General features: G+C 32.0%; 27 protein-coding genes. 24 read left to right on the forward strand and 3 right to left on the reverse strand.

Annotated features, from left to right (window positions below):
- Window positions 1-16: 16 nt before the first annotated feature.
- Window positions 17-598: a sulfurtransferase-like selenium metabolism protein YedF gene (gene yedF / locus SYNTR_RS00645; protein ID WP_156202691.1), complete on the forward strand. Its 582-nt coding sequence runs from the start codon at window positions 17-19 to the stop codon at window positions 596-598.
- Window positions 599-634: 36 nt separating this feature from the next.
- Here the strand turns inward: yedF and SYNTR_RS00650 are convergent, their stop codons facing one another.
- Entirely contained in the window at window positions 635-1,588 is a 954-nt protein-coding gene (locus SYNTR_RS00650) for a hypothetical protein (RefSeq protein ID WP_156202692.1), read from the reverse strand.
- Window positions 1,589-1,819: 231 nt separating this feature from the next.
- On the opposite strand from SYNTR_RS00650, the gene SYNTR_RS00655 reads away from it, so the two are divergent.
- The 8 genes from SYNTR_RS00655 (at window position 1,820) to SYNTR_RS00690 (ending at window position 11,369) form a co-directional block, all read left to right on the forward strand.
- Complete coding sequence (locus tag SYNTR_RS00655) at window positions 1,820-3,379, forward strand: spore germination protein (protein WP_156202693.1); 1,560 nt, start codon at window positions 1,820-1,822, stop codon at window positions 3,377-3,379.
- The gene (locus tag SYNTR_RS00660; protein WP_156202694.1) at window positions 3,380-4,483 is read left to right on the forward strand and encodes a GerAB/ArcD/ProY family transporter; all 1,104 of its coding nucleotides are present in this window, start codon (window positions 3,380-3,382) and stop codon (window positions 4,481-4,483) included.
- 16 nt (window positions 4,484-4,499) lie between these two features.
- The gene (locus tag SYNTR_RS00665; protein WP_156202695.1) at window positions 4,500-5,576 is read left to right on the forward strand and encodes a Ger(x)C family spore germination protein; all 1,077 of its coding nucleotides are present in this window, start codon (window positions 4,500-4,502) and stop codon (window positions 5,574-5,576) included.
- Between the two features lie 124 nt (window positions 5,577-5,700).
- Window positions 5,701-6,396 (forward strand): DUF1538 domain-containing protein, encoded by a 696-nt coding sequence (locus SYNTR_RS00670; protein ID WP_243140203.1) that lies wholly within the window; start codon window positions 5,701-5,703, stop codon window positions 6,394-6,396.
- Window position 6,397: 1 nt separating this feature from the next.
- Complete coding sequence (locus SYNTR_RS00675) at window positions 6,398-7,120, forward strand: DUF1538 domain-containing protein (protein WP_156202696.1); 723 nt, start codon at window positions 6,398-6,400, stop codon at window positions 7,118-7,120.
- Window positions 7,121-7,122: 2 nt separating this feature from the next.
- Window positions 7,123-7,464: a P-II family nitrogen regulator gene (locus tag SYNTR_RS00680; RefSeq protein ID WP_156202697.1), complete on the forward strand. Its 342-nt coding sequence runs from the start codon at window positions 7,123-7,125 to the stop codon at window positions 7,462-7,464.
- Between the two features lie 356 nt (window positions 7,465-7,820).
- Window positions 7,821-9,161: a magnesium transporter gene (gene mgtE / locus SYNTR_RS00685; RefSeq protein WP_156202698.1), complete on the forward strand. Its 1,341-nt coding sequence runs from the start codon at window positions 7,821-7,823 to the stop codon at window positions 9,159-9,161.
- Window positions 9,162-9,446: 285 nt separating this feature from the next.
- The gene (locus tag SYNTR_RS00690; protein ID WP_156202699.1) at window positions 9,447-11,369 is read left to right on the forward strand and encodes a PAS domain-containing hybrid sensor histidine kinase/response regulator; all 1,923 of its coding nucleotides are present in this window, start codon (window positions 9,447-9,449) and stop codon (window positions 11,367-11,369) included.
- Here the strand turns inward: SYNTR_RS00690 and SYNTR_RS00695 are convergent.
- Window positions 11,362-11,571 carry a copper ion binding protein gene (locus SYNTR_RS00695; protein WP_156202700.1) on the reverse strand — a complete coding sequence of 70 codons (210 nt, stop codon included), beginning with the start codon at window positions 11,569-11,571 and terminating at the stop codon, window positions 11,362-11,364. The two genes, SYNTR_RS00690 and SYNTR_RS00695, sit on opposite strands and share 8 nt — an antisense overlap.
- A gap of 222 nt (window positions 11,572-11,793) precedes the next feature.
- On the opposite strand from SYNTR_RS00695, the gene SYNTR_RS00700 reads away from it, so the two are divergent.
- The 11 genes from SYNTR_RS00700 to SYNTR_RS00750 all read left to right on the forward strand — a co-directional run bounded on the left by SYNTR_RS00700 (window position 11,794) and on the right by SYNTR_RS00750 (window position 20,227).
- On the forward strand, window positions 11,794-12,273 hold the full coding sequence (locus SYNTR_RS00700) for a chemotaxis protein CheW (RefSeq protein WP_156202701.1): 480 nt from the start codon (window positions 11,794-11,796) through the stop codon (window positions 12,271-12,273).
- 78 nt (window positions 12,274-12,351) lie between these two features.
- The gene (gene acpS, locus SYNTR_RS00705; protein WP_156202702.1) at window positions 12,352-12,723 is read left to right on the forward strand and encodes a holo-ACP synthase; all 372 of its coding nucleotides are present in this window, start codon (window positions 12,352-12,354) and stop codon (window positions 12,721-12,723) included.
- A 1-nt stretch (window position 12,724) separates the two neighbouring features.
- The gene (locus SYNTR_RS00710; protein WP_156202703.1) at window positions 12,725-14,272 is read left to right on the forward strand and encodes an NAD(P)H-hydrate dehydratase; all 1,548 of its coding nucleotides are present in this window, start codon (window positions 12,725-12,727) and stop codon (window positions 14,270-14,272) included.
- Window positions 14,273-14,303: 31 nt separating this feature from the next.
- Window positions 14,304-14,759 (forward strand): CBS domain-containing protein, encoded by a 456-nt coding sequence (locus SYNTR_RS00715; protein WP_156202704.1) that lies wholly within the window; start codon window positions 14,304-14,306, stop codon window positions 14,757-14,759.
- The gene (gene alr, locus SYNTR_RS00720; protein ID WP_156202705.1) at window positions 14,752-15,876 is read left to right on the forward strand and encodes an alanine racemase; all 1,125 of its coding nucleotides are present in this window, start codon (window positions 14,752-14,754) and stop codon (window positions 15,874-15,876) included. The genes SYNTR_RS00715 and alr overlap by 8 nt, the downstream gene beginning before the upstream one ends.
- 91 nt (window positions 15,877-15,967) lie before the next feature.
- Window positions 15,968-16,237, forward strand: a complete 270-nt coding sequence (locus tag SYNTR_RS00725; RefSeq protein ID WP_156202706.1) for a CopG family ribbon-helix-helix protein — start codon at window positions 15,968-15,970, stop codon at window positions 16,235-16,237.
- Window positions 16,238-16,245: 8 nt separating this feature from the next.
- On the forward strand, window positions 16,246-16,593 hold the full coding sequence (locus SYNTR_RS00730; protein WP_156202707.1) for a type II toxin-antitoxin system PemK/MazF family toxin: 348 nt from the start codon (window positions 16,246-16,248) through the stop codon (window positions 16,591-16,593).
- A gap of 63 nt (window positions 16,594-16,656) precedes the next feature.
- Entirely contained in the window at window positions 16,657-17,340 is a 684-nt protein-coding gene (locus SYNTR_RS00735; RefSeq protein ID WP_197079135.1) for a gamma-glutamyl-gamma-aminobutyrate hydrolase family protein, read from the forward strand.
- Between the two features lie 85 nt (window positions 17,341-17,425).
- The gene (locus SYNTR_RS00740; protein ID WP_156202709.1) at window positions 17,426-18,562 is read left to right on the forward strand and encodes an amidohydrolase; all 1,137 of its coding nucleotides are present in this window, start codon (window positions 17,426-17,428) and stop codon (window positions 18,560-18,562) included.
- A 2-nt stretch (window positions 18,563-18,564) separates the two neighbouring features.
- Window positions 18,565-18,756, forward strand: a complete 192-nt coding sequence (locus SYNTR_RS00745; RefSeq protein ID WP_156202710.1) for a hypothetical protein — start codon at window positions 18,565-18,567, stop codon at window positions 18,754-18,756.
- A 115-nt stretch (window positions 18,757-18,871) separates the two neighbouring features.
- On the forward strand, window positions 18,872-20,227 hold the full coding sequence (locus tag SYNTR_RS00750) for a glycosyl hydrolase family 18 protein (protein WP_156202711.1): 1,356 nt from the start codon (window positions 18,872-18,874) through the stop codon (window positions 20,225-20,227).
- 52 nt (window positions 20,228-20,279) lie between these two features.
- Here the strand turns inward: SYNTR_RS00750 and SYNTR_RS00755 are convergent, their stop codons facing one another.
- Window positions 20,280-21,089, reverse strand: a complete 810-nt coding sequence (locus tag SYNTR_RS00755) for a L,D-transpeptidase family protein (RefSeq protein ID WP_156202712.1) — start codon at window positions 21,087-21,089, stop codon at window positions 20,280-20,282.
- Window positions 21,090-21,277: 188 nt separating this feature from the next.
- On the opposite strand from SYNTR_RS00755, the gene SYNTR_RS00760 reads away from it, so the two are divergent.
- The 4 genes from SYNTR_RS00760 to rimI are packed head-to-tail and all read left to right on the forward strand — an operon-like array spanning window position 21,278 to window position 23,597.
- Window positions 21,278-21,964: a uracil-DNA glycosylase gene (locus tag SYNTR_RS00760; protein ID WP_156202713.1), complete on the forward strand. Its 687-nt coding sequence runs from the start codon at window positions 21,278-21,280 to the stop codon at window positions 21,962-21,964.
- Between the two features lie 15 nt (window positions 21,965-21,979).
- On the forward strand, window positions 21,980-22,447 hold the full coding sequence (gene tsaE, locus SYNTR_RS00765) for a tRNA (adenosine(37)-N6)-threonylcarbamoyltransferase complex ATPase subunit type 1 TsaE (protein WP_243140204.1): 468 nt from the start codon (window positions 21,980-21,982) through the stop codon (window positions 22,445-22,447).
- The gene (gene tsaB / locus SYNTR_RS00770) at window positions 22,431-23,141 is read left to right on the forward strand and encodes a tRNA (adenosine(37)-N6)-threonylcarbamoyltransferase complex dimerization subunit type 1 TsaB (protein ID WP_243140245.1); all 711 of its coding nucleotides are present in this window, start codon (window positions 22,431-22,433) and stop codon (window positions 23,139-23,141) included. Before tsaE ends, tsaB begins: the two co-directional genes overlap by 17 nt.
- A 3-nt stretch (window positions 23,142-23,144) precedes the next feature.
- Entirely contained in the window at window positions 23,145-23,597 is a 453-nt protein-coding gene (rimI, locus tag SYNTR_RS00775) for a ribosomal protein S18-alanine N-acetyltransferase (RefSeq protein ID WP_243140205.1), read from the forward strand.
- The last annotated feature ends 23 nt before the right edge of the window (window positions 23,598-23,620 follow it).

The raw sequence follows: 23,620 nt of genomic DNA on the forward strand, positions 1-23,620 counted from the left end.
TAAGGGGTGAAAAGTTTTGAAAATAACTGTAGATGCAAGAGGGCTATCATGTCCACAACCCGTAGTATTAACCAAAAAAGCCCTTGAAGATAGTGGGACAGAAGAAATAATAACAATTGTTGATAATAAAATTGCATTAGAAAATGTAACAAAATATATAAATAGCTTAAATTTAACAAGTGAAATAAATGAAAAAAGTGGAGAGTATTATATTAACATATTGAAAGAAGAGTTTTCAGCTACTACTGATATGGATGAAATAAGTAATACTGTCATACTTATAACTAGTAATGTTTTTGGAAAAGGTGATGATGAATTAGGGAATATACTAATGAAAAGCTATATGTACTCACTATCTCAAATTGCTAATGAAATAAAGTGCATAATCTTTATGAATAGTGGAGTGCTTTTAACTACGGAAGGTTCTGATTTAATTAAAAACATAGAAATAATGGAAGATCAAGGTGTAGAAATAATTTCTTGTGGCACTTGCTTAGACTTCTATAAGCTTCAGGATAAATTAATGGTCGGAAATATAGGCAACATGTACACCATTTCAGAAAAAATGATAACCGCAGGTAAGGTTATAACAATATAAGTCAAAGGCGAGTCAAAGGGGACGGTTCCTTTTGACTCAGTTTTTGGAATCATTTATTTTTGTAATTAAAAGTCCTCCAAAGATTAGTATTATCCCTATTATCACAGTAGAAAGCGGTATGGCATAGATGTTATTAACAGTATAATTTATAGTATTTATAAGTGCATCTGTACTAATTGGGCTTTCAATACTATGAAAGGTAACTTGCTCTACAACTACGTTTCTAAATAGCATTACTCCTGTAACAAAAATTACTGCTGATATTATAGCTAATGTGCCAAACCATGTTAATACCCTAGGAAAACCTACTATTAGATATAAACCTGCTATAATCAAGGCAAAGAGAATATATGGAACAAAGTTAAAACCACTTTTAAAAAGCTGTACTTTAGATATGGCTTCATTAGCTTCTTGTGTCATACCTTGAGCTTCTATTACCTCACCTAGTACAATCTCATCAGGGATTTCTACAAAAATGTCTTCCACCATATATTTAACCATTTCTGGTTGCATTTCCATTTGTTTAAGTTGCTCAGGAGGAATCTTTTCTAGGTATTGGACCAGGTGTGGCCCCAATTGTTCCTTACCCTCACTTATGCTAATTACAGCTGCTATCTCTTCTTGCTCCCCTTTTATTAAGGCTAACACATCATTTATTACTATTAATAATTGTTCTTCTAACCATTTTTCATCGAATACCTGGGCAAAACCTTGTACTATTATTGAAAGACGTTCTTTTGTTTCTGCTACCATTTCCTTAGATATTTCTTCATTAGCTTCTTCATGCATGCCTTCAAGCATCATTTCTGGCATTACTTCCTGTAAGCCTTGATGAATATGAGAAGAAAGTTGTACTTCATTATTTAGGTTATGATAATAATTAATGTTAAGTACTGTTCTCTCTATTCCCATACCAAGCTGATAAAAAAAGCCGGTTACAATTAAGGTGACAGACATTATCAATAAGGCAAATATTTTTAAAACCCTCAACTCTATTTCCCCCCCTTCTGGTGTTATTATATATTTAAGATTTGGATTTAATTTAAATTTAATTATAAACCATCTATATTTATAATATAGATATTTATTTCATTTAGTGCTTTTATGCTGAGTCAAAAGGAACCGTCCCCTTTGACTCGTTTTGTCTCTCTAGTTATTTATTACTCCACATAAACTATCAATTTTTGGGGAAATATAAAAAAAACTTCTAGGGAGATTTTTATGCGTAAGTTAGGCAAAAAGAATGCAAAAAACCAGCAAGATAATAATACTGATATTATGTTATCTAATGAAGAGATTAAGTTGCCTCTTCCTTTAAATGAAAAATTAGAATTACTAAAACCGTATTTAGAAACTAACCATGATATTATATATCGTGAGTTATATATTAAAGCATTCAATATAAAGGCAGTTATTATTTATATAGAAGGGATAGCAAATGATCAATATCTCCACGACAATATAATTAAACCTTTAATTTTAAACAATAGCTACCAAACACCACTGGATAAAACAATTATAGATCAAATTTCTCATACCACTATAGCGGTAGGAAATATACAAAAGTCTAATAACTTACAAACTATAATTAATCATATATTTGATGGAATGACAGTTCTGTTATGTGATGGACTTGACGAAGCTTTGGTTTTTGATATTCATGGTGGCGAGTTTCGGGGAATAGAAGAACCTACTACAGAAAAATCCTTACGAGGTAATAAAGAAGGGTTTTCTGAAATTCTTGATATAAGCTTACCACTTATCAGAAGGCGTTTAAAAGATCCTAATTTAGTTGTGGAAAAAACCATAGTAGGACAACGTAGCCGGACCCAAGTAGCTATTTTATATATTAAAGACATAGCTGATCCTAAAATAGTAACAGAAGTAAAAAAACGCATTAACAATATTGATATAGATAATGTTTTTGAAGGTAGTTATATAGAACAAATGATAGAAGATAATTCATATTCACTTTTTGCTCAAATAAGAACTACTGAACGACCTGATAAAGCAGCTGCATTACTAGCAGAAGGACGTATAGTTGTATTAACAGATGGTTCACCAACAGCTTTATCTATGCCTAGTTTATTTATAGAATATTTTCAAGCATCTGAAGATTATTATGAAAGAACTTTAGGCGGATCTTTTACACGACTAACTCGTATTTTTGCATTTTTTATTGCTATATCTTTTCCAGCAATATATGTTGCATTAACAGCTTATCACCCTGCATTAATACCTGATGGCCTTATTGTCCCTCTTATTCAGGCTAGAGTCCAAGTTCCTTTTCCTGTTCTTTTAGAACTACTTATTTTTGAACTAATAATACAACTAATAATAGAAGCAGGATTACGAATGCCTACTACTGTTGGGCAAACAGTAGGTGTTGTAGCCGGTATTATTTTAGGGCAAGCCGCTATAGCTGCTAATTTAGCTAGTCCAGCGGTAATTATGGTAGTGGCAATAACTGCTATTGCTACATTTGCTTTACCCACCGGTAGCTTAATATTAGCTAGTCGTATTATAAGACTACCTTTTTTGATACTCTCTTCTTTTTTTGGTATCTTAGGTTATTCTTTGGCTATGTTTCTAATGATAGCTCACCTTATGAGTTTAAATAGTTTTGGGGTTCCATATCTATCACCTATAGCTCCTACCCGCTATAGAGATTTGAAGCAAGATACTTATATTCGTAATTTTATTTGGAGCATAAAAAAGCGTCCTGTAACAATACCTCACCAGGATATAAATGATATAAGAAATAAAGGTAGGGATAAATAGTTGTTGAAAAAATCAGATTTTGTTATAACAAGCAAACAATTAATTTTTATTATTATTGGTTGCATGGTAACTACGGTAAATTACAATCTACCCCAAGTAACATCTACTGAAGTAGGACAAGATGCTTGGATTCCCGTAATTATAGGTGGCCTTGTTCCCTTATTTTCAATTTTTATGATAGAAAGATTACACCGCAACTTCCCTACTCAAAGTTTTGTTCAAATGACTTTTTTAATTTTTGGAAAATGGTTAGGAAATGTAATTATATTGTCTTTTATATTATATATAATTTGTTTACAAGCAATTGTTTTGCGTATTTGTTCCGAAATTACCACAACATTTATTTTACCTCAAACGCCGATTTGGGCCCTTTCTTTATTATTTATCATTGTATCTGGATATGTCGCAATAAAAGGAGCTAAAGTAGTTGGCAGAATGAATGAATTTCTATTTTATTTATCCTTAATAGCATTAATCATGATTATTTTACCAGTTTTTGAACATTCAAATTTAACTAATCTTCTGCCTGTTGCAGAAGCTGATATTAGTGATTTGGTATTAGCTGCACGTGTAACTCTATACTCATATTTTGGTGTAGAAATTCTATTTTTAATTTATTCTATGGTTACAAGAAAGGACGAAGTGTTAAAAGCAGCATTTACTGGTATAACTATAACAATATCTTTTTATATTATAGTGGTTTTAGCATGTCTATTAGTTTTTGGAGCTGAAACCATGCAAGCTTTAATATGGCCAGTAATGATACTTCTAAAAGTTATTAATATTCCGGTTTTCGAACGATTAGAGTTATTTTTTCTTGTTATATGTATGTCTGTGGGAATTCGTGCCATATTTAATTTCGGCTTTGCTGCATCGTTTTCAATAGCTGATTTATTAAACAAAATAAAACTTTATCCTTATATAATAGTAGGCTATTGCTTATTTGTGTATATAGGTGCACAAATTCCCGAAAATATAATAGAAATTCTTAACTGGGCTTATTATGGAGGCTATTTGTTTTTATTTTTTGGTATTGGTTATCCTATTTTATACCATGTAGTTTATGGAATTCGCAAAGAAAAGGTGATGAAAGGTGTACAGTAAGTTATTAATTTGTATAATGTTGCCCGCATTTATCTTTCTCAGTGGATGTTGGGATTATAAAGATTTAAATGAAGCAATAATTCCTATTGTTGCCGCCTATGATATATCTGAGGATAAACGTTTTAATTATACTGTTACAACATTTTCCCCTAATATTGAGCCTGAAGCAGAAAGAGATAATATTATAATTAGTAAGGACTTTTTAAATGCAGGCGAATTTAGACAAAGATTAGCTCACACCTCAGGGCGTAACTATGTTTTAGGACGACTTGAAACAATAATAATAAGTGAAGAACTAGCAAGAAAAGGTGTAGGTGATGTATTTGATACTTTGTTTCGTACTCCCCAAATAAGATATTCCCTACTGTTAGGTGTAGTTGAAGACCGAGCTGATGAATTTATGCATTTTGAAGAGAAGGAAGAAAAAAGTTTAGGAAAGCTTTTAAGTTTAATGTTAAGTGTAAGTCAAATGCATTCTTTTATACCAACTACTACTTTACATGAGTTGGGAATAGGTATTAATGATATAGGTTATAACCCTGTCATACCAACATTAAAAGTACAAAATAATCGGGTAGTTTTATCTGGTGTTGCAATTTTTAAAAGTGATAAACTAATAGACAAAATTGATATGGATGAGACACGATCACTGTCTCTTTTACGTGGTATAGATACATTTGGATATATACGTTTTGTAGTAAAAGAAGATGGCAAAATTATTGATACTGGTACTGTCCGAGGCCAAAATTCAAGAAAAGTTTCAGTAAAACGAAAAGATGATACCTTTATTTTTACTATTGATATTGATTATGAAGAAGCTGAATTAATTGAACATACTGGTACACAAAAGATAAATGAAGAACATTTGCAAAAAATTGAAAAAAATTTAGCTGCTGATATAAAGGAAGAATGTGAACAGTTTATAAAAAAAATGCAAACCGTATATAAGTTTGATTGTATTGATATAACCCGATTTGCTCAGGCAAAATGGCGCAAAGAAATTCGTGACAAGATTGATAATGGTTTTATAGAAGATGCAAAAATCAATGTAAATGTTTCGGTCGATGTACAGCTAAAAGGTGAAACATATTAAAACAAATCTAGAAATAAGATTTATGCTATAATATTTTTAGATTTAAGGCAGGGGACTTAGCCTTAGAACAGAGAACCGTCCCCTGTTCTAGGTCCTGTTCTATAGGTAGGGAGGAGTAGGTTAGTTGCTGGGTGATATTAAGGATACGGTTTTTGAAATTGTTCAGGCTGTTTTGCCTGTTACTATAGTAGTTATAATACTGCAGTTTTCTTTAATAAGTATGCCAATGGATGTTTTTTTACACTTTTTGGCTGGTACAGTTATGGTAACTATTGGTCTTATACTATTTATGTTAGGAATAAAAATTGGATTATTACCTTTAGGGGAGACAGTTGGAGCAGAAATACCTAAATGGGGTTCAGCAGTTATAGTAATAGCAATAGCTTTTATATTAGGATTTGCAGTAACAGTAGCAGAACCTGATGTAAGAATTTTAGCTGACCAAGTGGAATTTGTTTCTCAAGGTGATATTTCAAAATCAATATTAATCTTTATGGTTGCTTTAGGTGTAGGTATATTTGTAGGTTTAGCAATGTTAAGAATAATTTTAGGTATACCATTAGCATATCTCTTAGGAGCAGGCTATGTTTTTGTTTTACTATTATCTTTTATAGTGCCATCAAATTTTGTGCCAATAGCATTTGATGCTGGAGGGGTTACTACTGGTCCATTAACAGTTCCCTTTATATTAGCATTAGGTATAGGAGTAGCATCTGTTTTAGGTGGTAAATCAACTTTAGGAGATAGCTTTGGATTAATTGGTTTAGCTTCAATAGGGCCTGTTATAGCAGTTATGCTTCTGGGGGTGATTCTTCAGTAATATGGATATACAAATTTTTACTGGTTTTGACCATGTGTTACTAGAAGTGTCACAAGCTTTAGCTCCATTAGTAGTGTTGTTTTTAATATTTCAATTTGCTTTTCTTAAGTTAGAAAGAGAACAAATATATAGGATAATAATAGGGCTTATATTAACATTTTTCGGATTAGCCTTTTTTCTACAAGGTGTTTATGTTGGATTTCTTCCTGCAGGTAGGGAGATGGGTACTGTATTAGGTGGATTTGAAAAGTTATGGATAATAATACCTATAGGATTTGTTTTAGGGTTTGTTGCCACGATAGCCGAACCTGCGGTTAGGGTTTTAAGCTACGAAGTTGAGAAAACATCAAGTGGTTATATAAAGGAAATGGTTATTTTGTTAACCCTTGCCTTAGGTGTAGGTGTATTTGTAGCTTTAGGTATGGCAAAGATAATTTATGGTATACCTTTTTATTATATTATTATACCGGGATATTTAATTGTATTATTAATGTTAAAGTTTTCAGCTCCAGAATTTACTGCCATTGCCTTCGATTCTGGTGGGGTTGCTACAGGACCAATGACAGTAACATTTATTATGGCAATGGCTATAGGAATAGCAGATACTATGCCAGGTAGAGATGCAGTTATAGATGGATTTGGTCTTATAGCATTAGTAGCTTTAGCTCCTATAATAGCTGTTATGGCTTTAGGGCTATTATATAAAGATAAGGAGGAATTATAGAAATGCCATATAATAGTCATGATTTAATAGTTACTATCGTTAAAAAGGGCTGGGCAGACAAAGTGGTTAAAGCCTCAAAACAGGCTGGGGCTGAAGGTGCTACTGTAATTTATGGCAGAGGTACTGGTATTCATGAACAAAAAAAATTATTAGGTCTTTCCATTGAACCTGAAAAGGAAATGGTATTAACAATAATATTAAAAGAAGAAACAGAAAAGGTATTAAAGGCTATAGAGAAAGGTTGTAGCTTAGATAAACCAGCAACTGGTATAAGCTTTGTGATTGAACTAAAGAAAGTTGTAGGTATAGTACACCTGTTAGAGCAACTAGGAGTAGATGAATAATCAGAAAGAATACACTGTAAAGTACTTACTAGGAAATAAAAGACATGTTACTATAATTATATAAAAATATAAAAATAACCCTTAAATTTAATTAAAAGGGTTATTTTTTTGTCTAAGATTCTAATCTAGTGACTAAACCCATAAAGGCAAATTTAAAATTATCCAATATTATATTACCTTACCTATCTACAGAGATTGAGTTCTCTACTACGTTGTTTAGATTAGTTGGTTCATTCTCTTACTAACTTTTATAAGATATGATAAATAACCCTTAAGTAAATTTTTAAGTATTGTTTAAAGAAACACACTTTTGCAAAACATAGTAAAAACTTTTGCGCCACTAAAGGGGGGAAAATATGCAAGATTTTAAAAATGAAATTAGAGAACTTATAAAAAATAAAGATTTTAATGGGATTAGAAATCAAAATTGGGAAGAATGGCAGTTGGCAGACTTAGCTGATTTATTGCTAGGGTTGGAAAATCCTAATAGGGCAATTTTATTTAGACTAATGCCTAGAAATATTTCTGCTAATGTTTTTGCTTATTTTGATAAAGAACATAAAAATAGCCTACTTAAGGACTTAACAGATGAAGAAACCAGGCATCTTTTAGCAAATCTAAGACCTGATGATAGAACATCCTTGTTTGAGGAAATGCCTGGGCAGATTACACAGAGATTATTAAACCTATTAAGCCATGAGGATTTAAAGGAAACTAGGTTTTTACTTGGTTACCCAGAAGAAAGTGTTGGGCGTTTAATGACCCCAGAGTATGTAGCAGTTAGACCTAACTGGACTGCGGAACAGGCATTAGAACATATTAGAATAAAGGGTAAAGATAAAGAAACACTTAATGTAATCTATGTAATAGATGATAATTGGAAACTAATTGATGGTCTAGAAATTCATAAATTTATTTTGGCTAATCCTAATGATAAAGTAGAAGACATAATGAATCGTTCTTACTTTGACTTATCGGCTTTTGATGACCGAGAAAAAGCGGTCTGGATGATGCAAAGATATGATTTGTTTGCATTACCTGTTGTTGATTCAGATGGAGTTTTAATTGGTGCTGTAACATTTGATGATGTTTTTGATGTTGCTCAAGAAGAGGCAACCGAAGATTTTCACAAGGGTGCTGCTGTTGCACCATTAAAAACGAGTTACCGTGAAGCTACTGTTTGGGAGTTATTTAGAAAAAGAGTCGGTTGGCTTGTAGTATTAGTCTTTGTAATGTTAGTAGCCTCAGAGGTTATTGCATCATTTGAAGAAGTGCTTGCCTCAGTTATTGCATTGGCTTTCTTTATCCCACTTCTCATAGATGTAGGTGGTAATACTGGTGCACAATCTGCTACCTTAATGGTTCGCGCTATTGCAACTGATGATATAAAAACTAAGGAATGGGCTGGCCCCTTTATGAAGGAGATTAGTGTTGGTGCAGCTTTAGGTATAACAATGGGATTAATAGTTTATGCATTTGGACTATGGCGAGGCGGAATTGAAATTGCAATGATAGTTGGTTTGTCGATGATTGCTATTGTTATTGTAGCTAACCTAATGGGGGTTATACTGCCGTTTATATTATCAAAATTCAATGCTGATCCCGCGGTAGCAAGCAGTCCATTGATTACTTCTATAGTTGATATAACTGGACTATTGATATACTTTGGTATAGCAGCAAGTATTTTAGGTTTTTGATGTTTGAATAGTAAAAAAATTGATAATAATTATGAAAACAAGACAACAGATATAGTTCTGTTGTCTTGTTTTTTGAATATTAGGCAAAAAGCCGTATCAATAAATAAACAATTTACAGGTCTTTAGTCTATTTTTAATTAATTTTTATTAATTAAAAAGGACTTATTAATAAAATATGTAAATCTTACAAGAAAAGATATATAAAATCCCATAAAAAAGTATACATTATCATATACATATGTTAATATTTACCATAAAAGAATATATACTAGTAGGAGGGGAATAATGGATGTAAAAAATATACCTTTTAAAGTAGAATACTATTCTCCATTGCCAGATGTACTAGATAATTGTTTTATAATCATACAAAATGAAAAGATTGTATTTGCCAATGATGCGGCAGCAGATTTATTAGGCTATAAAAAAGAAAGTTTATTAGAAATCGATTTTTGTGAACTAATAGCTCCTTATCATATTGACATGTTTAATGAAATGTATTTATTAAAAGGTATGGAAGATAAAATCCATAGTTTTTGTGAGCTTGACCTAATTAAGAAAGAAAACAATATAATAACCACTGAACTTTCGGTGACTCCAATATTATACAAAGATATATTTGCCCTTCAAATAATAATAACAAAGACAACTGAAAAAAAGGGATTAGAAGAAAAGCAAGAGGAGTTGCAGTATGGCTTATTATCTAAAATAAATGAATGTATTATAGTTGCTGATAAAGATTTTAATATTTTGTTTTGGAACAATGGTGCAGAAAAAATATTTGGTTGGAAACCATATGAGGTCATAAATACCAAATTAACTGCACTTTTTTATTTAGAAAACCTAGATTTTTCAATGCTTTTAAAAACTAATAATGGTTACTGGGAAGGTAAATTAGATGGGGTTGACACTCAAAATGGTGAAAAGAAAGCCGTTAATTTATCACTTACTACAGTTAATGATGAAAACCTAAATGTTAAAAAAATTATTGCTATTGTGATTGATATTACAGAAGTTGTACATTCACAGCAAGAAGCGAGAAAAGCTAATCGTGCTAAAAGTGAATTTTTAGCTAATATTAGTCATGAGATGAGAACTCCACTAATGGGTATTATGGGATTTTGTGAGATTTTAAGTAGTGAAAGCCTTAATAATCAAAATGTAGAACATGTTATAACAATTCAACAATGTGCTGAACAATTATTAGAGTTAGTAAATAATATGTTAGACCTTTCGAAAATTGAAGCACAGCAGGTGGAAATAAGAAACAAAAAATTTAACTTACACCAAATGATTAAAACTACTATTCAGTACTTGAGACCTCTTATGCAAAAAAAGGGGTTAAAATCGCATATACATATTTCTTCAAATGTACCTATTATGATATTAGGGGATGAAGGTAAACTTAAACAGGTTTTAACTAATATAGTTTGTAATGCTTTCAAGTTTACACCAGAGGGTGAAGTGAATATATATGTGTCAAAACATAGCCGCGAATATGCTAATTCGTTATTTCCCCTAAAAATATCAGTTTACGATACAGGAATAGGAATAGATCAAGAAAAATGTAATGAAATTTTCGAGCCTTTTATTCAAGCAAAGAAACCAAAAATCAAAGGATACGAAGGAACAGGTCTAGGTTTAACAATTAGTAAGCAGTTAATAGAATTAATGGGAGGTTATATTTGGTGTAAGCCAAATGAACCTAAAGGATCGGTATTTTCAATAGTAGTTCCAGTAAAAGAAATAACTAATGTGGATATGATTGCAGAGCACAAAAAAGATTATGATGTAAATAAACAAGAAAAAACAAATATTTTTAAGAATGGCATAAAAGTATTACTAGCTGAGGATATAAAGGTGAATCGCAAGTTAATTTCCCATATGCTCTCTGACTTAGGGTATGATGTTTATGCAGTGGCTAATGGTGAAGAATGTGTAAAAGCAACTACAAAATGGAAACCAGATGTTATTTTAATGGATATGCAAATGCCTATTCTCGATGGGTATGAAGCTACTAAAGTGATTCGTCAAAACAGAGAATTAGAATATATACCAATCATAGCTCTTACTGCGTATGCCATGAGTGGTGATATAGAAAAATGTATGCAGGCAGGATGTAATAGTTATTTAAGCAAACCGTTTTCAAAAGAGCAGTTACATCTGACCATTAGACAGTCATGCAGTAAAATCAAAACTGATATTAAGTAGTTATAACTTCAAAACCTAAATCATCGATTAATTCTATAATTTTTTCAATTGATATTTCTTGTTCATTATAACTTATTTCAACAAGCTTGTTATCAAGGTTAACAAAAACTTGGTTAATTCCCTCTAATTTATTTAAAGTAGATTCTATATTTGCTTTACAATGGTTACAACTCATTCCTTCAACAGTCAGTTCTTTTTTCATGGTATTTATACCTCCTTAAATATATATGTACTAGATTATTTGGTTTGTATATTATATAACGAAAATGCATTTTAGAGAAATATATGGCAAAATATGATTTTATCTTAAAATAGGACCATATTATAGAAAATACTATGTTATTATAAGGTAAAATAATATATAGGTAAAAGCAAGTTTTTAGTAGTAAAATTAGCATAATTTACTGGTAAAGGAGGGTAAAATATGGCTGAGGAGATTCAACTAGTAGTTTTTACTCTTAAAACAGATGATATGGTCTGTGAATATGGAGTGCCTATTACTAAGGTTCAGGAAATAATTCCAATGATGACTCCAACGCGTTTACCTCAGGTACCTGATTTTGTCGAAGGAGTTGTAAATCTTAGGGGTAAAATAGTACCAATTATAGACTTGAAAAAACGTTTTAACATAGGGGCTACAGAGATAACTAATGATACCCGCAGTGTAGTTGTAGAGGTTGATGGACAAACGGTAGGTATTATTGTTGATGAAGTAAGTGAGGTTTTATTGCTGTCTGATGAAAATATTGAGCCTCCCCCTGCAGTAGTAGGTGGCATTACAGCTGAATATCTGACTGGGGTAGGTAAATTACAACAACGATTGTTAATACTATTAGATATGGATAAGATCCTAAGTGATACAGAAAAAGCAAACTTAGCAACTGTGAGTGAGTTAGAAAACTAATATAATTTTTGTAGCCCTGAGATCTTTATGGTTTCAGGGCATTATTTTTAGTGACATTAAAATTATGAGGTGAATAAATTGCTAATAGGGATAGATATAGTAGATATACAAAGAATAAAAGAAGTAGTTATTAGAACACCTAGGTTTTTGAAAAGAATATATACTGAAGCTGAACTTGATTATTGTTTATCAAAATCCAACCCTTATCCTTCTTTGGCTGCTAGATTTGCAGCAAGGGAGGCTTTTAGAAAACTAGATTATACTTTTCAAAAAGGTGTAGGGTTTCGTGATGTTGAAGTAAAAATAGATGAATTTGGTAAGCCTTATTTATATTTAAGCAAAATAGTGATTGAAAAATGTGAACACAAAAAAATAAAGGAAATAAATATAAGTCTATCCCATTCAAAAAATCAGGCAATTGCAGCTGTTGTTGCTACAAGGGAGGATTAAAATGAAGCTACTTACTGCTGATGAAATGAAAAATATAGATTTGCGAGCTAGCAACGAATATTATATACCTAGCATTATTCTTATGGAAAATGCGGGTTTAAGAGTAGTAGATTTAATAGAAGAATTATTAGGAGATGTACAGGGAAAAAACATAACAGTAATAGCTGGAAAAGGTAATAATGGTGGTGATGGTTTAGTAGTTAGTCGTCATCTTATTAACCTTGGGGCTAATGTGGATACTTTTTTAATGGGAAAAGCTTCGGAATTGACTACTGACACACTAACTAATTATAAAATTCTTGATAAGATAAGTAATAGAATATACCCATTATTAAATGAAGAAGACCTAGATAATTTGCTAACTATTTTAATGCGTAGTGATGTGGTTATTGATGCTATATATGGTATAGGTTTTAAAGGCAATCTTAATGAATTAGATGCAAAAATAGTAAAAATGATAAACTGGTGTAAAGCTTCAGTTATTGCAGTTGATATTCCATCAGGAGTTGAGGCTGACACAGGCAAAGTGCATGGTGAAGCGGTTATGGCAACAAATACTATAACCTTTGCTCTTCCTAAAATAGGTATGATAATGTATTCTTGTCGAGATTACATAGGTCAATTAACGGTTGCAGATATATCTATACCATTAGCATTGTTAGAAGATAATACTATTAAAAACAACTTAATAACTAATGATATGGTAAAACACTTGGTATTGCCACGTGATCCGGAGTCACATAAGGGGACATATGGTCATGTATTGGTAGTAGGTGGTTCTATAGGGCTTACGGGTGCTGTGGTTTTGACAGCAAATGCTGCATTAAAAACAGGGGTGGGTTTAGTTACTGCTGCACTTCCAGAATCTTTGTTACCAAATGTAGATAATCAGCTTATAGAGGTTATGACTATTCCTTTAGTAGAGACAGGTCATTCCACTATAGCTCTTGAATCTATTCCAGCTATTGAAAATATGCTTGGCACAAGTTCAGTATGTGCAATAGGACCGGGTATGTCTAGATATAAGGAGGCTAATGCAGTTCTTAGTGCAGTTCTTGAAAGATCTGGGATTCCATTAGTAATTGATGCAGATGGTTTAAACGCCCTAGAAAATGATATTGAAGTACTAAAAAATAGGCAGGTGCCAATAATTCTCACACCTCATCCTGGTGAAATGGCACGTTTAACGGGTAAAACAATTAAAGAAATTCAAGCAAATCGTATTGAGATAGCTCGTAATTGTGCAATTGAATGGGGAGTAATTATAGTATTAAAAGGAAATAGAACAGTGATAGCAACTCCTGATGGAGAAGTCTATATAAATATTACGGGTAATCCTGGGATGGCTACTGCTGGCAGTGGTGATGTATTATGTGGAATAATTGCTGGTTTTATTGCACAAGGGCTAAATAGTAAAAATGCTGCTATAACTGGTGTTTATTTACATGGTTTAATTGGAGATCGGGTTAGTGAGTCAAAGGGACAAAGAGGATTAATTGCCGGAGATTTAATTTATGGAATTCCGGATATTTTAAAGCAGTTTGAATAAATTAAAAATATATCATGAAAGAGGGTATTAAATGTTAGCGAAAGATATAATGACTACAGAGGTTATTACTGTAGGTCCAGAAGAAAAAATAGATACAGTTGCTAAACTACTTATAGATAACAAGATAAGCGGTATACCAGTTGTTGATGAACAGAGAAAGCTTTTAGGTATAATAACTGAAAATGATTTAATGGTTAAAGCTAGTGAGTTAAAAGTACCTTTTTATCTTACTTTATTTGACAGTTTTATTTTTCTTGAAAATCCCATAAGATTTAATAATAGTCTTAAGAAATATGTTGCTTCGTTAGTTAAAGATGCAATGACCAAGAAGGTATATGCAGTAGAAGAAAACAAAGATGTGAAAGAAGTTGTTGAAATAATGCAAAAAAGGCGTATCAACCGTGTGCCAGTTGTAAGAGATGGGGAGTTAGTTGGTATTGTTACCAGAAATGACATTTTGAAATCGTTGGTGAGTAATAATGGATAATTTAAAATTAACTTGGGTGGAAATAGATTTAAGTGCAATAAGGCATAATATAAATGAAGTGAAAAGTTTGCTTAAGCCAGAAACTAAACTTATGGTAATTGTAAAAGCTAATGCTTACGGACATGGTATGCTTGAAGTAACAAGAATTTGCCTAGAAGAAGGTGTTGATTATTTAGGTGTTGCATCACTTGATGAAGCTCTCACATTAAGAAAAGAAGGTATTAAATCACCAATATTAGTATTAGGATATATTCCTAATGGCACTGCAGAAACAATAATTGATAATAATATAATACCTAGTGTATTTACAATTAGCTTAGCCGAAGAGTTGTCTAAGGTAGCTGTTAGCAAAGGAAAAGAAGTTAATGTTCACTTAAAAGTTGATACCGGTATGGGGAGATTAGGAATTGTAGTTGAATCCCGTGCTTCAGAATTAGTTGAAAGAGTTAATTTGCTGCCTGGAGTCAACATAGAAGGCATTTTTACACATTTTGCTGTAGCAGATGCAAAAGATAAAACATACACTAAAAAACAGATTGAAGTTTTTAATGAATTTCTAAAAAACTTAGAGGAAAAAGGAATACATATACCGATTAAGCATAGTTCTAATAGTGCTGCAATTATGGATTTACCGGAAGCTCATTATGATATGGTAAGAGCTGGAATAGTAACTTATGGACTGTATCCTTCTGATGAAGTAGATAGAAAAAAAATTGATTTAATACCAGCTATGACCTTAAAAAGTAAAGTAAGTTTTGTAAAAACATTATCTAAGGGTAGTTCAGTAAGTTATGGTAGAACATTTATTGCTAGTAAAAATACTGTTGTTGCAACTGTACCAATAGGATATGCTGATGGTTATACTAGGCTATTATCCAATAAAATTTGGGCTTCAATAAAAGGGAAGAAAGTGCCTTTAATCGGTAATGTATGTATGGATCAATGTATGTTTGATGTTACAGGGGTAGATGGAATAAAAGATGGTGAAGAGATAATCTTATTTGGGAAGCCTGAATTTGGTATTACAGCTGATGATATAGCAGATACATTAGGTACAATAAATTATGAAATAGTTTCTGCGATTAGTTCTCGGGTTCCTCGGTTATATATAGGTTAGTTTAAGACTCATTGAAATTATTGGATTTGCGAGTATATATAAATATATATATAATAGATATATCTATTGTATATATAATGGAGGTGCTCGCATGCCATCCTCTAGAAGGATAATAATAACAGTTCCTGAGAATCTCCTGTCTGAGGTAGATAACGTTATGGCTGATGAAAGCAAAAATCGTAGTGAGATAGTTAGAGAAGCTATAAAATTTTATCTTGGGGAGCGTAAAAAAAATTTGATGAGAGAGCAAATGAAAAAGGGTTATTTAGAAATGGCAGAAATAAATTTAAATATAGCAACAGAGAATTGTTGTGTTGAAGAAGAGGCTTTAGTAAACAGTATAGAAAAATTGTTGGAGTGATAGCATATATGATTAAAAGGGGTGAAATTTATTTTGCCCAACTTAACCCGGTTATGGGTTCAGAACAAGGTGGTATGCGACCGGTATTAGTTGTGCAGAATGATATAGGAAACCAGTATAGTCCTACAACAATTGTGCTGGCAATAACCTCACAAATTAATAAAGCTAAACTTCCCACTCATGTAGAGCTTAAATCTAAAATTTACGGTCTAGAAAAAAATTCAGTAATTTTAGCAGAGCAAATTAGAACAATAGATAAAATGAGATTAAAACAAAGATTAGACATATTAAATGAGGATATGATGGAAAAAGTAGATAAGGCTCTAGCAGTAAGCATGGGGTTAGCCGAAATTTAATATACATAAACAATAGGACAGGTCTTAAAAAAGGCCTGTTTTTTAATGGGGGGAGGAAACAGAATGAAACCAATTATTGGGGTTACAGGTAATTTTATTGAGGCAGATAGAAACTTTGCTTTAAGAGATTATTATATTGATTCTGTTAGTCGTGCTGGGGGTATTCCTATAATACTGCCACCATGTGAATCCGAATTATATATTAAAAGATATGTAGATTTATGTAATGGAATATTAATATCTGGTGGTGGTGACATAGACCCAGTTTATTGGGGTGAAATTCCCGTAAAAGAATTAGGTGAAATTACACCTATAAGGGATGTTTTCGAGATAAAGATGGCCCAGTATTGTATGATGAAAAACATACCTACTTTAGGTATTTGCAGAGGGTGCCAAGTATTAAACACAGCTAGTGGTGGTAGTATTGTACAAGATATTAAAACTAATATGTGTCATACACAGAAAGCTCCCAGAAATTATGCATTTCATGATATATTTATAAAAAAGGATACTATTTTGTACAATATATTAAAATCTGAACGTATAAGAGTAAATAGCTTTCATCATCAAGCGGTTAATCAACTAGGAAACAAAATGGTAGTAACAGCGTATTCACCAGATAGAACAATAGAAGCTATAGAAAGTACAAAACATCGCTATTTTATTGGTGTTCAATGGCATCCAGAATGTTTAACAGATGAGTATTCTGCATTATTATTTAAAAGTCTAGTGGATTTTTCGAGTTAAATTGGTTACTTGTGGCTAGGGTGGAAGATGATTTAGAGAACAGTAATAATACATCATTCATATTATATCTTAGAGGAGGATTTACATGTTTGCTATTAAAGGTGGAAAAGTACTTACTTTAGACGATACTGGGGTTGTTGAAGATGCAGTTATATTAATTGAAGGAGATACTATAAAGGCTGTAGGGAAAAATATTGAAATTCCCCAGGGGTATAAAATTATAGATGCTTATGGTAAATATATTACTCCAGGTTTTATTGATACTCATACACATGTTGGGTTAGATGAAGAAATATATAGAGTTGAAGGTGATGATGTTAATGAAATTACAGATCCTATCACACCTCAGCTAGAAGCTTTAGATGGAATTAATTTATTAGATTTAGGTTTTAAAGATGCTTTGCGTGGGGGAGTAACTAGAATAATGAGCATGCCTGGTAGTGCTAATATTATAGGTGGGCAGGCGGTTTTTTTAAAAACCCATGCTTCTTCAATAAAAAATATGATTTATAAAAATCCTGCTGGTCTAAAAGCAGCATTAGGAGAAAACCCTAAACGGGTTTATGGAGATCAAAAGAAAACTCCAAGAACTAGAATGGCTAATGCAAGTTTATTAAAGGAAGCTTTCTATATAGCTGCAGGATATCTAGAAAAAGATAAAATTGAACCTAAAGAAAAATTTAAGTATAACCCATTAATAAAAGTTTTAAAAAAGGAAATGCCATTATTATTACATGCCCATAGAGCTGATGATATAATGACAGCTTTACGCTTAAAAGATGATTTTGACATAAACTTAGCTATTCAACATGGGACAGAAGCCCATTTGATTAGTGATGAGTTAGTAAAAAGGGATGTAGCCGTATTTTTAGGACCCTTATTAGTAAATCGAGCAAAGGTGGAAATGAAAGAAATATCCTTTAAAAATGCAGATATGCTAGCTGAAAGAGGAGTGAAATTTAGTTTCATATCAGATCATCCAGTTACACCAGTTGAACATTTAAGAGTTTATGCAGCTCTAGCTGTAAGAGAAGGACTTAATGAAAATATAGCATTTCAAGCCTTAACAACAGTTCCGGTTGAAGTGTTACAGGTAGAGCATGAGTTAGGCACTATAAGAAGTGGTAAACGTGCAGATTTAGTTATACATGATGGCCACCCTTTTGATTTCTCTACTAAAACAGTGCAGACCTTTGTAGACGGAGAATTTTTGGGGGGATAGAATTGAATAGGGGAGATACCTTTAATGTTCATGTTGATGGTAAGGTGCTTACTGTATGTGTATTAGGATTTTATAATGAAGAATACTCGGGAGAGGAAATGGTAATCTTAGCGGTTGTTAATCAGGATAACCTTGTTCATGTACCTCTAGATGACATAAATGCCATTATCCCTCAGAATAAATTTCTAAATTAAAGTCTAATTACCAAGAACCTAACGGTTCTTTTTTTTTGGCATTATTTACTTCAAGGAGGTTTGTGGATTAGTTAGAATAAGTAAATATTTAATAAATTTGTAGGAGTGTTTTGTAATGAGAAAAAAAGTGTCCCTGTTATTGATTTTATCTCTAGTATTGTTAAGCTTTGCTATTACAGGATTTATAAACCCTGGACCCTCTATAAATATAAATGGTGAGCAAAGAAGCTACGATCTTCCTAACCATATTGTAGATAATAGAACAATGGTACCGGTTAGATTTTTTGTAGAAGACAAAGTTTTTGATGGTAAGATAGAGTGGAATAATGAGTTAAGAAAAGTAGATATTCAACTTCAAGATACTATCATAGAGTTAATAGTTGATAACAAAAATGCTAAAGTTAATGGAAAAACTATAAACCTTGATGTAGCCCCATACATATTTCAAAACAGAACTTATGTACCTTTAAGATTTATATCAGAAGCCGTAGAAGCAGAAGTAGGGTGGAATGATAGTAAGCGGGAAGTAACCATAGATTTTGAAAATAAATCTAATAATCCAATGGTATTTGCTTATTATTACTTTAGAGCATTTGAAGAGTACAAAGAAAATGCCCACTTATTTACTGATGTGGCATTTAGGTGGTTAGAGACCAATGGTCGAGGAGATCTTTTTTATGAGTATCAAGATGATTATGAGGAAATACTACAATTTTCACATGAACAAGGGATAAATACTCATGCAAGTGTAATGCTTTTTGATCCAGATCAACTAAATCAATTACTTAGAAGTCCAGAAAATAGAGCTAGATTAATTAACAACTTAATTCAAGAAGTGCAAAGTTATAATTACGATGGTGTAAATATAGATTTTGAGTTTCTAAAGCCTGAAGATGCACCTTACTTAAACATATTTTTAGAAGAACTAAAATACAGATTGCCTGCAGATAAAACATTATCTGTTGCTGTATTTGGTAGAACTGCTAATGATAGATGGCCAATAGGTTATGATTATCAAAGGATAGGTGAAATTGCTGATTTAGTTGCAGTAATGTCATATGACTACAGATATAGAACAAGTGAACCTGGACCAGTAGCACCTCTTTGGTGGGTAGCTGAAAATATTTCGTATTTTTCTTCAATTATGCCTGAAGAAAAAATACTCATAGGTCTAGCAACTTATGGTTATGATTGGGGAGCAGGTCAACCTAGAGCCAATGTTGTAAGTGCAAATAGTATGACAGAACTTAGAAGCCAGTATTATATTACTGAGCACTTTAGTGAGGAACACTACAGTCCGTATTTTACATACCGTGACCATAACAATGTCTCACGTCAAATATGGATGGAAAACGAAAGAAGCCTACAAGCAAAATATGACCTAGTAATGGATAATGACCTAGCAGGAGTAATGTTCTGGAGAATTGGTACAGGCTTTACGGACTTATATAACATGCTCGAGAAAAACTAATAATTGCATATCATTGGGGACGCGGTATGCCGCGTCCCCAATGATATACCCCTTATTTTATTATTCTTACCTTAGTTCCTATTTCTACCATATCATATAGTTCATTAATTGATTTATTATACATGCGTATGCAGCCACCGGATTGATGAGTTCCTATGGTGCTTTCATCATTGGTTCCGTGGATACCGTATTTGTCTCCCTTAGGAGCTCTAGAATCAGGGCCACCGTCATCTTTATTTCCTCTTTTATCTTTATCACATGGTACTTTTAAACCCATCCATCTTGAACCCATGGGTGCATGTTCGTCTTTTCCACCAGGGTATTTTGTTTTATTATCTATTACAAAAATTCCTTCGGGTGTATAATCAGGTTTTTCACCAGTTGCAACCTTATAACGCTTTACTAATTCACCTTGATCATAAAAATACAGTTTATTTTCAGACTTACTAATAATTATATAAGGTTTTTCCACGTCTACATTAGGATAAGTAAGGCTTATCTTTGTTTCTGGTTTTATTTCTACTAAATAAGAAAGTTTTTCTCCTTTTAAAATATATGCTTTTTTTATGTTTCTATCTATAAAAGGAGGCTCATTTTCAGGTTTATCAGAAATAACTTTTACTAACATTAAAGATTCCTCAGAAATAGAAACAGTTTGACTTAAACCTGTAGTTTTATTTACTATATAAAGCCGATTATTATTAAAATTTATTATATGCTCTTCATCTTCACCTAAATTTTCACCCAAAATTGTTTCATCAGGTATAGGTCTAGCCGGTGGACTATCATTATAAAAAAATATTTGGTAACTTGCAGTTACAATTATTAACCCTAAAAGAAAAATTGAAGCATAACGAATCATAAGAAAACCTCCTTAAATATCTTCTATTATTATATTGTGCTTTTTCATTAAACTTTTTTCTGGATATAATTACCACATGCTAAAAAAATGCTAATAGATAATGTCTGTTTATATAATATTTTCTAATATATAATGTTTTTATAGAATTTTTAGGCAAAAAAGACTAGAATTGAGCGGGAGGGGAGAAAATGTCTAAAGAACAACCAAATTTATTTTTTGATACTGACTCTAAAAATGAAAAAAATAATTCAGAAATGAATGAAACAATAGCGTATACTCCTTTTCTTCCTAGTATTAAAAGTCATGAAGCATTTTTAGATATTAACTCTTATGACGAACTAAAGAAAATAGCTAACAAATGTGAAAATTGTGGTTTAAGAAAAGGTTGTAAGCAAGTAGTTTTCGGTGATGGAAATAATAAATCAGATATTATGTTTATTGGGGAAGGTCCGGGGCAGGATGAAGATAATCAGGGAATACCATTTGTGGGTCCTGCAGGACAACTTTTAGATAGAATACTTAATGCAGCTGAAATAAATAGAGAAGCAGTTTATATAACTAATGTAGTTAAATGTAGGCCACCTAGTAATAGACTCCCTAACCCAGAAGAGGTTAAAGTCTGTCGAGGATACTTAGAGGCTCAAATAAGGATAATAAACCCTAAAATTATTGTTTGTTTAGGTTCAAAAGCTACCCAGGTAGTCATAAATTCTAAGGCTAGAATTACTAAAATGAGAGGCCAATGGATTCTTCGCAATGGTATTAAGATAATAGCCACTTTTCATCCAGCTGCACTATTAAGAAATGAAGAATATAAAAGACCAACTTGGGAAGATTTTAAGAAAATTAGAGATGAATATAAAAGTTTAGGTTGATAATGAGGTGATTATTTGGAATTGATTATTACAAGTGATGAAGAAATGCAGGTTTTAGGGGAAAATTTATCATCTATCTTAAGTGAAAATGATATAGTTTTTTTAATAGGTGAGCTTGGTGTTGGTAAAACAACACTAGTTAAAGGTTTAGCTAAAGGATTGAATTATAAAGAAAATGTTAGTAGCCCAACCTTTAGTTTAATGAATATTTATGAGACTTCACCTAAGATTTATCATTTTGATTTTTATCGTTTAGAAGGATGTGAAATAACAGATATTGGTATAGATGATTATTTACACAATGATGGTATTGCCATAATTGAATGGGCAAATATCGGAGGTGACCAGCTTCCTGAAGCTGATTATTTGTTATATATTGACCTAATTGATGATGATTATGATAATCCTCGTAAGGTAACAATTAAGGCAAATTCCCAAAAAATTGAGGAGTTGAGTGATATTGTTAGTGTTAGCGGTAGATAGTGCCACACCTACACAAGGAGTTGCATTATTTTATGATAATAGACTTATAAAAGAGGAATTTACTAATATTAAAAAAACTCATTCAGAAACACTTATGTTAGTAATAGATAGAGTGTTAAATGAATGTAGTTATAAGGTGGATGATTTAGATGCTATTGCTATAAGTATAGGTCCAGGCTCATTTACAGGTTTAAGAATAGGATTAGCTACTGTAAAAGGCTTATGTCAAGGTGCTAATATATCCCTTATAGGAATTCCTACTCTTGATGCTATGGCTGAAAATGTTTATTCCGATAATGCTTTAATATGTCCACTTCTTAACGCGAGAAAGCAAGAAGTATATACAGCAATTTATACTTCTGATTCTTATCGTAAAAACAAAATTACAGATTATATAGCTGTTTCTCCAGAGAAATTATGTGAGATTATACAAAACCAACTCCATAATTATAATAAAGATAAAGTAATATTTTTAGGTGATGGATATGAGCCTTATAAAGAAGTTTTTCAACAAAAATTAGATAAAAAGGTGATGTGTGCTCCACTGCATATGATGTATCCTAGAGCTTCCTCTATGGGAGCTATAGCTATAGATAAATATAATAAACAAGAGTTTGATGACCCCTTTGCTATTCGTCCCCTTTACTTAAGGTTATCTGAAGCTGAAAATAGGCTAGGAAGAGGAGCGTTATAGTAAGTGTTAAATCAGGATTTTCTTATTAGGAAAATGACAGAAGCCGATGTTGATAGTGTTAGAAAAATAGAACTAGAATCGTTTACTGCTCCATGGTCTAGGGAGTCATTTCAATTAGAGCTTAATAATAAATTTGCCACTTATTTTGTATGTGACTTTGAAGGAGAAATTATGGGGTACGGAGGCATTTGGATAGTTTTTGAAGAAGCTCACATTACTAATGTAGCAGTTTCTTCTATTTATCGTAAGAAGGGTGCTGGAAAGGCTTTATTAACCCAATTAGTAGAAATTGCTCGCAAAAAAAAGGCTACTCATATTTTATTAGAAGTTAGACCGTCAAATGAACCGGCCTTTAATATGTATAAAAATTTTGATTTTATACCCACGGGAATTAGACATAATTATTATTCAGATAATAATGAAGATGCAATAATTATGACTAAATATCTAACTTAGATTATTGATTTAGAAGGTGTTAA

Source organism: Candidatus Syntrophocurvum alkaliphilum, assembly GCF_009734445.1.
GTDB lineage: Bacteria > Bacillota > Syntrophomonadia > Syntrophomonadales > Syntrophomonadaceae > Syntrophocurvum > Syntrophocurvum alkaliphilum.